The organism is Facklamia sp. P9177 (assembly GCF_050409585.1).
Lineage (GTDB): Bacteria > Bacillota > Bacilli > Lactobacillales > Aerococcaceae > Facklamia.
The window spans coordinates 22885-33512 of record NZ_JBNUPE010000016.1 but is presented as its reverse complement, the minus strand read 5'-3'; the positions used below and the strand labels follow the sequence as shown (position 1 = coordinate 33512).

Below are 10628 nucleotides of genomic sequence, written 5' to 3'. Positions count from 1 at the left end.
CGATTGTTTTTAAATCGTTTGATAATGATAGTTCGTTCATTTACATGCTCCTTTCTTATTTCTTTTGCTATAATCAACTCCAAGGAGTGATTGATATGAAAATTATTCAGTACATAACTAAAGATAATGTCGCATTATTGTTTTCAACTATCAGTATCGTTATTGCCATTTGGAACTTCATATCTAGTAGGCGAAAAGAAAAAACAAATTTTTCAGTTGAAGTTTTTGAAAGTTGGGGAGCGGGTGATAGTCGAAATATTATTCTAGATTTGGGAATAATTAATAACTCTTATCTTCCTGTATCAATAAATAGAATTGAATTAGGTATGAAATATTCTGACGGTGAATTAATTTCAAGATGTTATGGTAAGGATGATAAATTTACAACTGAAAGCGTAAATGGTGTAATCGATAAAGTAATCTATTACCAAAAAATACCTTTAGATATACCAGCGTTAGGGTCATGTAGAGGCTGGTTCCAATTCAATTCTGTTAAGGTTCCTATCACTAGAGGTTTAAATAATTTAGAATGTAGAATAATTCTTTACTCTAAAGGATCCAAAAAATCATTCCCTGTATCGATACCTAAAAAAGAACGAGTATTATAGACACTATTGCTAAAACAACAGCGATTATTTCCATCCAAGATAGACTTCTTTTATTGGCTTTAATTTTGTCTTTCATCAAGTAGATGCTCCTTTCTTAAAAAAATTTGATATAATTAGCTAAAGGGGGGTTTTTAATGATTGAGTTAAAATTTAAGGTGTATAATAATTCTTCTTCTCCGTCTTTAAACGGTTTAAAGGTCCAAATTCCTAAACTATGCCCTGTCTGCGCTGTAGCTCATAACCCAATAATGCTGCATAAATTTTCTGAAACCATTAATGGTAGTACCACTATCGCTTTCGTTCATACTTGTTCAAATTGTGGCAAAAAATCATTAACGCTTAACAAGTTGACTAAAGAAGATAATAAGGATTATCTCGAGTTTATTTATTGCTATCCAAACTCAAAAGCTGTGTCTTTTGACGAAAAGTTAGAACAACTTTCTCCTCGTTTTGTTTCGTTATATAATCAAGCAAGCTTCTGTGAAGATAATGGCTATTTTGATTTAGCTGGTATGGGATATAGAGCTGCAATGGAAATCTTGATAAAAGATTATGCATTAGGCTTCGAATTAGACACAAAAGAAAAAATTGCACAAAGAAATCTTAATAGGTCAATTGAGCATTACTTTAAAAACGATGAGACTTCTCAAATTGCTGCAGATGTTGTCCGCATGTTTGGAAACGACTTTGCTCATTGGGATCGAAATGAAGATTATTCTCTTGAACAATTGAAACAATATTTAGAGATTTTCATTCAAACAATAAATTACAAACTTATGATTAAATACCCACCTGTTACTCGGCATAAGAATTAACATCAGTGAGTTGTTGCTTTTCCAAAGTATCAACTCTTTTTTTTATTTCATTTAATTCACTCGTTAATTTTCTAATTTGTTTTAGTGCTTCTTCTAAAGCCATGTTTGTTAAATCAACCATTTAAACGCTCCTTTCGTGATATACTCTCCTTAGAGGGAGGTGAAAATTAGTGACCGAATTTGCAAAATATAAGAGAAATTACGCTACCGAACGCGCATATGAACTTACTAAGTTAGCAATTGAAAATAACATGATTACTCCTAGCAGCGACCCTAAGGAAACCGCCTTAAAAGTCTACGAATTCTTTGATAATTTAACCGAAAAGTTAATTATTGATTCTGATAAATAACTTAAATAATTATTTGATCTTTAAACTTGAGATTGAATATTGAACTTATTCTCTATAAAAAGTTCAACTTCAACTTCATAATTTTCTAGAGCTTCTAATTCTTTTAGAAGCTCTTTTACTTCTTCAAAATCATTTGCCGTTACTTTAACTTTCAACGATCTATACATTTAAATCCTCCTTTCTAGGATGGTTGTTTGGTTTTCCGAACTTTGACATTAAAAAAATATTGGTCTCTTTCTTCGTCAGGAATTGATAAAGCTTCAGATAGGTCAATAATTTCTTGGCTATCAAAATAACCTTTTCCATTTAACTTTCTACTCAAGGTAGACTCTGACATATCAATTAAAGGTGTAAGATTTTTGTAAGTATTAAACTTTTCTTTAATCCGACCTTTTAATTTTGAATAATCAAAAAGCATAAATTTCCTCCTTTCTGTTCGTTTAACCGAACTTTATAATCTTATTATACGTATTTCCGAACTGATTGCAAGCATATTTTCCAAAATATTTTTATTTTTTGAAAAATACCTATCACTATTGACTTTTTAGTTCGGTTATGCGAAAATTATTTTACATTATAAGGAGGTGAGAAAGTGAAATTTTCTACTAGATTAAAAAATGTTTTAAAAGAAAAAAACATGACCCAATCTGAATTATCTAAAAGAACTGGTATTTCGAAATCAGTTATTAGTGAATGGCTTTCTGATAAATATGAACCCAAACAAGATAAAGTATATATTGTTGCAGACGCTCTTTCATTAAGTCCTTCATGGCTGTTTGGTGTTTCTGATAGCAAATCTATTGATCAAAGTATTCTTAATATATACAACCAACTAAACGAAACCAGGCAAAATAAAGTTTATTCTTTTGCTGAACAACAATTGCAAGAACAAAAATCAGAATTAGAATATTATGGTCAAACGGCAGCCGGTGATCCACTAATAGGAGAACAGGTTGCTCCAATCATAAGCGACAGTCTAACAGTAAGATTATTGGTAAACGGAGACTCAATGGAAGATCTTTATCATGACGGAGATATTGTTACTTACAAAAAGCAACCTTCTTTAGAAAACGGAGAAATAGGTATATTCGTTTTAAACGGTGGTGTCACTATGAAGAAATTTAAGAAAAATGGAGATATCAGATTACAATCACTCAACGACAAATACGAAGATATTGTTCTTACTGATAAAGATGATTTTACAATTTTAGGAAAAGTGATTAAATAAAAAACGCCACTCCCAAGCCGCAAACTTGGAGTGGCTACCCTGATGATTTATATTACAATAATAAAATATCATACTAAAGGAGGAAATGGAATGTTTGGTAGAAAGAAAAATGAAGTTAGTGAAGAGTTCGCTTCTGAATACGACGGAAGAGTTTTTAATCTTCAAAAGAACAAAATCACCGTTAGGATTGATGAGCACTTTATCAGAATCAGTAGAAAAGGTCTTTCAAATCTCGTTTTGCATGGAATTGATGGGGAGAAAAATATACTCATTAAATCTATTACCGCTTATCAATTAAAAGAACCGGGAAAAACTACTGGATATTTACAATTGATATTTCCTGGAAGCTCCGAGAGCAAAGGCGGCGCATTTGATGCTATTCAAGATGAAAATAGTATTCCATTTAATAAAAATGAAATAGAAGTCGTTAATCAGATCGTAGATATTTTAGAAATGAATATGACAAGATAAAATGCAACTCCCAAGCGTCAAACTCTGGATAGCTATTCCAAAGGTGTTTACAAATATATATCTTTGATTGGAGGTAAAAGAATGAAGAGAGCATTGTTATTAATCGTTAGTTTTATTGTATTAGTTGGTTGTCAGAACACAACTGACACTCCTAGTAAAAATGAGAATTCTAATGAAACCACACAAGAAATTAAGGAAAACAATAATATTAAAATGAAAGTAAAAGATATTTTTGACAATAATGCTAAAGTTGAAAAAGTAGACGATGTGGTAAGTGGAGAAATTGGAAAACCTCACACAGAATACAAAATAACCATCAATAACAACGAAGTAATAGAGGCTAATGATAGAATTTTTAGTAACCAAGGAACTGACGAGGATCGGAATAAAATACGAGAAATTCAAGAAAAGACAAGAGAACTAGCTCAAGAGTTAGAAAATGACTTAGATGCAGTTGTTACACATTACATTGATAAAGACGGAAACAGCATCTTGTTAGCATATAGCCAGAAAAGCAAAGACATAATTCCAATTGTAGAATAAAAACAGCCACAACTCCCCCCGCTAAGAGTAAATTGTGACTATTTGATAAATACGAAAAGCCCTTTTTAAGGGTGTCTTTTCTGTACCCTATTATACCAAACGAAAGGAGAATTGACCATGTGGATTGAAGATTTGCCAAATGGTAAATACAAATTTTGCGAGAGATACGAGGATCCTCTAACGGGGAAAACGAAAAAAGTTTCAATCACTAACTTAAAAAAAACTAAAGCCATTAGAGAACAAATGCTCATCAAACTTCAAGAAAAGATAAACAAAAATTTAAACGAACTAGACGTACGTTCTATTCCATTTTCGGAGTTAATTGATAAATGGCTTGTTATTGATGATCAAAAATCAATAGGACAAACGAAGATAACTCATAAAGTCCACACAGATAAATTTAAAGAAGTGTTAGGCGATTTAAAAACTGACAAAATTACAGCATCTGTTTTTAATAACTACCTTTTGTCCCTAACTGAAAAAAACTTAGCATACGTAACGGTAGCTGGTTATAAAAATACTTTGTCACTAATTCTTCAATTTGGGAAGAAACTAGGCTATTTTCAAACAAACTTACATGAAGAACTTCAAATAGAAAAATTGAATGTCACAAAAACAAATCCTGATAAATATCTAGAAAAAGAAGAAATAGATATTATTATAAACTATCTTGAGACAACAAAAAGAAGTGAGATGGCTAGAATCATCAAATTACAGCTACTGACTGGTACACGGATCAATGAATTATTATCATTAGACTTTGAGGAACAAATCGATTTTAAGAATAAAACTGTTAATATTAATAGAAACTATAATCATGCTTTAAAAGAGTTCGGTCCTCCAAAGCACGGAAGTTCCAGAATCATTAATATCAATCAAGAAGCCATTAATTTATTTAAAGAACAAATTCGCTGCACCAAAATGAAAATGATTAAGTACAAACAGATAGATTCCTCTAATTCCCTTTTATTCATTACTAGAAACGGCAGAATTTTAGATCCAGGTAGTTTGAATCGTATTATAAAGAAAATCCCAGGTCTAGAAAAAGAAGTCACTACACACTATTTTAGACATACATTTATAGTACGTATGATTGAAAATAAAATTCCTTTTCATTTAATTGCAGAACACGTCGGTCATAAAAACACCAGAATGATTGAAGATATTTATTACCATTTTAGCGATTCGATGAAAAGCGAGTTAAAATCCGCAATTGATGAATTATCATTTAATTTTTAATTCTGCCCCTTTTTTGCCCCTTATGGTATTTTTTATCAAAAATACAAATCAAATTAAAATTTTCAACAAAAAAAGAAAGCCTACAGAATAGGCTTTCTGGGTCTTTTCTAACGTCCGCGTTCTCTGATACGTGCTGCTTTTCCAGACAATGAACGGATGTAGTATAACTTAGCACGACGTACTCTACCTTTACGTGTTACTTCTAATTTAGCGACACGTGGTGAATGTACAGGGAATGTACGTTCAACACCTACTCCATTAGAAATTTTACGAACAGTATATGTTTCACTGATTCCAACACCACGACGCTTAATTACTAAGCCTTCAAAGATTTGAATACGCTCACGTTCACCTTCAACGATCAGGGCATGAACACGAACATTATCTCCAGGACGGAAATCAGGAACATCATCACGTAATTGAGTTTGGGTAATTTTATCGATTAAATTACTCATTTTCATTTCTCCTTCCAACAAATATTCTTAAATAGTCTTTCTATTTAGCGGAATATCGTTAATTCGGGTCAATAGACCACTTAAACAATTATACAAGAAATAAAACACTTGTAAAGGCTCAATTGCTTAATTTTGAGCCAAATTTTTAAATTCTTCTAGCCACTGCTCTTCTTGCTTACTTAAGCTACGTTTTTTTAACATATCGGGTCTTCTTTCAACTGTTTTTCTCAAACTTTCTTTTTGACGCCATTGGTCAATTCGCTCATGATGACCACTCAATAAAACCTCTGGCACTTCCATTCCGCGAAAATTTTGCGGTCTTGTATATTGAGGGTATTCTAACAAATGATCTTGAAAAGACTCACTGACAATGGATTCAGCATTCCCGACAACTTCCGGTATTAACCTTACTGTCGCATCAATCATCACCATAGTCGGTAACTCCCCGTTGGTTAAAACATAATCACCTAAGGAAACTTCTTGAGAGACATAAGAACGGATCCGTTCATCAAAGCCTTCATAATGGCCGCAAATAAAAACCAACTCATCTTTTGTCGACCACTCTTGCGCCATAGTTTGCGTAAAGGGTTCGCCAGTAGGATCCACCAAGATAATCGGTGTCTTTGAATCTAAGTCGAGACTTTCTAAACATTCCACTATCGGTTCAGGACGCAACAACATACCTGCTCCACCACCATAGGGATAATCATCGACATGACCGTGCTTATTAACGGCAAATTGGCGAAAATCAAGGGTGGAAAACTCAAGAATCCCCTTATCTTGAGCAGCCTTCATTAATGACTCCTGCATAGGGGCAAACATTTGCGGAAAAAGCGTTAATACTTTAACCTTCATCAACAAGTCCCTCCATTAACTCCACCGTTACTTTTCCTTGAGCTAAATCCACTTCTTTAACAACATCATCAATAAAAGGAAGTAAGATATCTTTTTGCTTTGCTTTTTCAGCTTTAACCACCCAAACATCATTAGAACCTAAGGCCATGATTTCTTTAATCTTTCCTAATTTTTCACCTTGATTTGTATATACACTTAAACCAATAATTTGGTGGTGATAATAAGCCCCTTCTTCTAGTTCTTGCTGGTCATCAGCAGGAATAGCTAAAGTTAGCCCTTTAAAGCTTTCAACTTGATTAATATTACTAAACTCTTTGAATTTCACAAGATAAGAACCCTTATGTTCTTGGAAGGATTCAACAGTCACTTGCTGGATACTTTTTCCGTCTTTCATTACAAATAAACGATTCTCTTTAGCAAAACGTTCCTCTATGAAGTCGGTGTCCATCAATAATTTTAATTGCCCTTTAATACCAAAGGTATTGACAATCCTTGCAACTTGATAATATTCCATATGTGTTCCTCCTGTAAATTCATTTGTAAGTTAAGGGTATAAAAAGTTGTGTTCTTTGTCTAAAGTTTTGAGTACGAGTTTACTCAGGGCACATACAAAAAGACACTAACTTAAGTTAGACTCAGTTTAGTGCCTTAAGATGGAATAAATAATAAGTTACCCTATTATTTTACTCTTCTTCATTATCATTGAGGTCATCAGCAATGACGATACGTGAGCGTTTTTGATCACGTAGACGAACACTGTAAACAATTGTTCGAATTGCTCGAATGACACGGCCTTTTCTACCAATAATTCGTCCTACATCATCAGGATGTAAGATTAAATGATACTCCATAAATTCTTCAGTATCATGAAGTTCAATTTGAAACTCCTCTGGGTGGTCTATTAAAGGTTCCACAATAGTTTGAATTAAACGTTCAATTTTTTCTGTCATTGAGAGCACATCCTTATCTTTTGACGCTATTGATTAGGCTATTTGCTTAATTTAGATTCGTGGAATTTTTGCATAATTCCTTGACTGGATAAAAGGTTACGAACGGTATCTGAGGGTTGTGCCCCATTTGCTAACCATTCTAAAGCCTTCTCTTCATCAATTACTAATTCTCTTGGTTCTGAAACAGGATTGTAAGTGCCGATTTTTTCGATAATACGACCGTCACGTGGAGAACGTGCATCTGCTACCACGATACGGTAGAAAGGACGCTTCTTAGCTCCTGAACGCTTTAAACGAATTTTAACTGCCATGTATTTCACCTCCATAAGTTCTATCACAGTTATGAATAATAACAGAAAAAAAACAATCTGTAAAGGGTTTTTCCTTTACAGACTAAAAATTTATTTACGCTTGCGTTTTTTCTTCAACAGACGGGCAATTTTCTTTTGTTCTTGCTCTTTTTGAATCTGCTCTGGCGATTGTATTTTACCCAAAGAAGGTATGCCCATATTTGGCATTCCACCCTTTTGTCCTCCTTGTTGCAATTGATTCATCATTTTGTTCATGCCCCCCATTTTACCATTGGACATTTGACTCATCATTTCACGCGATTGGTTGAATTGCTTAATTAATTGATTAACTTGTTGTAAGGATTGACCACAGCCAGCCGCAATCCTGCGTCGACGACTTTGGGAAATGACATCTGGATTGGTTCTTTCATAAGGAGTCATGGATTGAACCACTGCTTTGACTCGATTCATCTCTTTATCATCGATATTAAAATCTTCCAGACCAGGAATTTTATTCATACCAGGGATCATCTTAAGTAGGTCTTTAATAGGCCCCATTTTACGAACTTGATCCATTTGATCAATAAAATCATTAAAATCAAAGGAAGCATCTTTAATTTTATCAGCCATCTTAGCTGCTTGTTCTTCATCAAAATCTTGTTGAGCTTTCTCGATCAGGGTCATCATGTCCCCCATACCAAGAATGCGTCCTGCCATACGATCCGGATGGAAAGGCTCAAGTGCACTTAATTGCTCACCTTGCCCGGTATATTTTATCGGTTTGTCGATAATGGCACGAATAGAAAGCGCGGCTCCTCCTCGTGTATCACCATCTAATTTGGTAATAACAACACCGGTAATATCTAGCGAGTCGTTAAAGGCCGCTGCTACGTTTACAGCATCTTGACCGGTCATAGCATCGACGGTTAAGAGGATTTCATCGGGCTGAACAGCTGCTTTAATCTGACGCAGCTCTTCCATTAATTCTTCATTTACGTGAAGACGACCCGCCGTATCGATTAAGACCACTTCGTTACCATTTAAACGCGCCTGTTGAAGAGCTTCTCTAGCAATCTCGACCGGATTTGCTTGCGTTCCTTGACTGAAAACATCAAAACCAAGTTGTCGACCAATCGTTTGGAGTTGGTCAATGGCTGCTGGACGATAAACATCCCCAGCAACTAGCAAGGGTTTCTTTAAACCTTGCTCTTTTAAATGTTTCGCCAATTTACCCACCGTAGTTGTTTTACCAGCCCCTTGCAAACCAGCCATCATAATTACGGTTGGTGGTTGTTTAGAGATATTAATCGGGGTATGCTCGCCCCCCATTAATTCGGTTAATTCTTCGTTAACAATTTTAACCACTTGTTGAGCCGGTGACAGTGAGTCTAGGACTTCTGATCCGAGGGCTCTCTCATTTACTTTCTTTACAAAAGTCTTCACTACCTTGAAGTTAACGTCCGCTTCCAGTAAAGCAAGTCGGATCTCACGCATCATTTGTTTAAGGTCGGCTTCGGTAATTTTTTCCCCTTTACCGACAAATGAAATGGAATTCTGTAATCGTTCGGATAATGCTTCAAATGCCATAATATTGCTCCTTTTTAGCTTTCTAATTGAATTAAATAGTCAATTTTTTCTAATATGTCATCTTGATCTGCCACCATTGAGCGAATTTCTTTTAAATGTTTCAGTCGGTCATTGCTTTTGGCTAAAATACGTAACTTTTCCTCATAGCTTTCTAATAATTTTTCTGAACGTTTTAGAATATCATGTACAGCCTGGCGACTAATCTCATAATAGTCTGCGATCTCCGATAATGATAAATCTTCTTCGTAATAAGATTGCATCATGGATAATTGACGATCCGTTAGGAGAGAACCATAGTAGGAAAGTAATTGATTGAGATAGATTGTTTTTTCAAGTGACATCTTAAACTCCCCTATTGATTAATAACTAGCTAGAATAAGTAACAGTCTTTAAAAAAATACTTAACATTCAATCACGACTTTTAAATAAATTTACTCCTCCTATTTTAGCATGATTTCAGCCGTCTCACAAATCGATAAGTGAAAAGCTGGGATTAAAGAAAAGATGTCTTCTATAAGTTGCTTTGGCTTTCTAAAACTTAGATAATATCTTTCTTAAAATTATTTCTTTACTAGATGTTCCATGTTCAAAGGCCTTATAAAAACGGCTCGCCGCTTGATTCTCTGCCTGGATTAAAAAGTACTGATTTATTTCTTCTTGTAAGCAAATATTCTCAAATGCTTTAAATAATGACTGAGCCACTCCCCTGTGTCGATAGTCTGGCAGTGTATAGACCCAATTGACATAGGCCATCCTATAAGAATCTTGAATGCAAAGATAAGAATGAAACTCCAACCTACCCACAATCTGATGGTCCTCATAAGCTAATAAAGAGCGACTTAGTTCGTTGGGTTGATTGGAAACCACTTTAATTATCGCTTCTTCATCTATATCATCCGTTGTCATCCTATCCGGTTCTATTGCCAATACTTTGTTCAAATAAATGATAAACTCTTCTACGTTTTCTTTTGAAAGTTCTTTGATTTCCATTTTTCTCCCATTAATCTATAAATATACTATGCTGAATCATCTCTCTATTTTATTAAAAACTATCTGTCCTTAAGACTGTTGTCCATAAACTAGATTCAATCAAGACTTCATCTGATAGCTTAAGCTTAACAGAATAGTCTTTGTTAAACAGTAAAAATAAAGATAAAATAAAAAGAATAGAGCAAAAAACGAACTCCATTCTTTAAGAATCCATTTATTCAACTATTCAGTCTGTTTTAAGAAGTAC

The 10628-nt window shown here is 34.1% G+C and carries 18 protein-coding genes; 7 read left to right on the top strand and 11 right to left on the bottom strand.

The genetic code is table 11. The annotated features are described in order from the left end of the window. The first annotated feature begins 95 nt into the window (after window positions 1-95). Both ACQV18_RS08170 and ACQV18_RS08165 read left to right on the top strand, forming a co-directional pair. Window positions 96-608, top strand: a complete 513-nt coding sequence (locus ACQV18_RS08170) for a hypothetical protein (protein ID WP_428892909.1) — start codon at window positions 96-98, stop codon at window positions 606-608. A gap of 134 nt (window positions 609-742) precedes the next feature. Further along, window positions 743-1423 carry a DUF4145 domain-containing protein gene (locus ACQV18_RS08165; protein ID WP_428892908.1) on the top strand — a complete coding sequence of 227 codons (681 nt, stop codon included), beginning with the start codon at window positions 743-745 and terminating at the stop codon, window positions 1421-1423. Here ACQV18_RS08165 and ACQV18_RS08160 read toward each other — a convergent pair. Beyond that, window positions 1404-1544 carry a hypothetical protein gene (locus ACQV18_RS08160; protein WP_428892907.1) on the bottom strand — a complete coding sequence of 47 codons (141 nt, stop codon included), beginning with the start codon at window positions 1542-1544 and terminating at the stop codon, window positions 1404-1406. The genes ACQV18_RS08165 and ACQV18_RS08160 overlap by 20 nt on opposite strands. Before the next feature lie 49 nt (window positions 1545-1593). Here ACQV18_RS08160 and ACQV18_RS08155 point away from each other — a divergent pair, with 49 nt between their 5' ends. Then, complete coding sequence (locus ACQV18_RS08155) at window positions 1594-1773, top strand: hypothetical protein (RefSeq protein ID WP_428875905.1); 180 nt, start codon at window positions 1594-1596, stop codon at window positions 1771-1773. A gap of 20 nt (window positions 1774-1793) precedes the next feature. Here the strand turns inward: ACQV18_RS08155 and ACQV18_RS08150 are convergent, their stop codons facing one another. Further along, entirely contained in the window at window positions 1794-1940 is a 147-nt protein-coding gene (locus ACQV18_RS08150; protein WP_428892906.1) for a hypothetical protein, read from the bottom strand. A 14-nt stretch (window positions 1941-1954) separates the two neighbouring features. Beyond that, the gene (locus tag ACQV18_RS08145; protein WP_428875904.1) at window positions 1955-2191 is read right to left on the bottom strand and encodes a DUF739 family protein; all 237 of its coding nucleotides are present in this window, start codon (window positions 2189-2191) and stop codon (window positions 1955-1957) included. 174 nt (window positions 2192-2365) lie between these two features. Between ACQV18_RS08145 and ACQV18_RS08140 the strand changes: the two genes are divergently transcribed. The 4 genes from ACQV18_RS08140 to ACQV18_RS08125 all read left to right on the top strand — a co-directional run bounded on the left by ACQV18_RS08140 (window position 2366) and on the right by ACQV18_RS08125 (window position 5254). Then, a complete protein-coding gene (locus ACQV18_RS08140; protein WP_428892905.1) occupies window positions 2366-3001 on the top strand; it encodes a helix-turn-helix domain-containing protein in 636 nt (211 codons plus the stop codon). Between the two features lie 90 nt (window positions 3002-3091). Beyond that, complete coding sequence (locus ACQV18_RS08135) at window positions 3092-3472, top strand: DUF4429 domain-containing protein (protein WP_428892904.1); 381 nt, start codon at window positions 3092-3094, stop codon at window positions 3470-3472. 81 nt (window positions 3473-3553) lie between these two features. Further along, window positions 3554-4015, top strand: coding sequence for a hypothetical protein (locus ACQV18_RS08130; protein ID WP_428892903.1), 462 nt, complete (start codon window positions 3554-3556; stop codon window positions 4013-4015). A 117-nt stretch (window positions 4016-4132) separates the two neighbouring features. After that, the gene (locus tag ACQV18_RS08125) at window positions 4133-5254 is read left to right on the top strand and encodes a tyrosine-type recombinase/integrase (protein ID WP_428892902.1); all 1122 of its coding nucleotides are present in this window, start codon (window positions 4133-4135) and stop codon (window positions 5252-5254) included. Window positions 5255-5361: 107 nt separating this feature from the next. On the opposite strand, the gene rplS is transcribed toward ACQV18_RS08125, so the two are convergent. The 8 genes from rplS to ACQV18_RS08085 form a co-directional block, all read right to left on the bottom strand. Further along, complete coding sequence (rplS, locus tag ACQV18_RS08120; RefSeq protein WP_428873918.1) at window positions 5362-5709, bottom strand: 50S ribosomal protein L19; 348 nt, start codon at window positions 5707-5709, stop codon at window positions 5362-5364. Between the two features lie 126 nt (window positions 5710-5835). Next, complete coding sequence (gene trmD / locus ACQV18_RS08115) at window positions 5836-6564, bottom strand: tRNA (guanosine(37)-N1)-methyltransferase TrmD (protein WP_428873917.1); 729 nt, start codon at window positions 6562-6564, stop codon at window positions 5836-5838. After that, window positions 6554-7078: a ribosome maturation factor RimM gene (gene rimM / locus ACQV18_RS08110; protein ID WP_428873916.1), complete on the bottom strand. Its 525-nt coding sequence runs from the start codon at window positions 7076-7078 to the stop codon at window positions 6554-6556. Before rimM ends, trmD begins: the two co-directional genes overlap by 11 nt. 169 nt (window positions 7079-7247) lie before the next feature. Continuing rightward, complete coding sequence (locus tag ACQV18_RS08105; protein WP_428873915.1) at window positions 7248-7514, bottom strand: KH domain-containing protein; 267 nt, start codon at window positions 7512-7514, stop codon at window positions 7248-7250. 38 nt (window positions 7515-7552) lie between these two features. After that, window positions 7553-7825, bottom strand: coding sequence for a 30S ribosomal protein S16 (gene rpsP, locus ACQV18_RS08100; protein ID WP_428873914.1), 273 nt, complete (start codon window positions 7823-7825; stop codon window positions 7553-7555). 90 nt (window positions 7826-7915) lie between these two features. Next, on the bottom strand, window positions 7916-9391 hold the full coding sequence (ffh, locus tag ACQV18_RS08095) for a signal recognition particle protein (protein WP_428873913.1): 1476 nt from the start codon (window positions 9389-9391) through the stop codon (window positions 7916-7918). 14 nt (window positions 9392-9405) lie between these two features. Further along, window positions 9406-9732 carry a YlxM family DNA-binding protein gene (gene ylxM / locus ACQV18_RS08090; RefSeq protein ID WP_428873912.1) on the bottom strand — a complete coding sequence of 109 codons (327 nt, stop codon included), beginning with the start codon at window positions 9730-9732 and terminating at the stop codon, window positions 9406-9408. A gap of 190 nt (window positions 9733-9922) precedes the next feature. Beyond that, window positions 9923-10381 (bottom strand): N-acetyltransferase family protein, encoded by a 459-nt coding sequence (locus tag ACQV18_RS08085; RefSeq protein WP_428892901.1) that lies wholly within the window; start codon window positions 10379-10381, stop codon window positions 9923-9925. Window positions 10382-10628 lie beyond the last annotated feature (247 nt).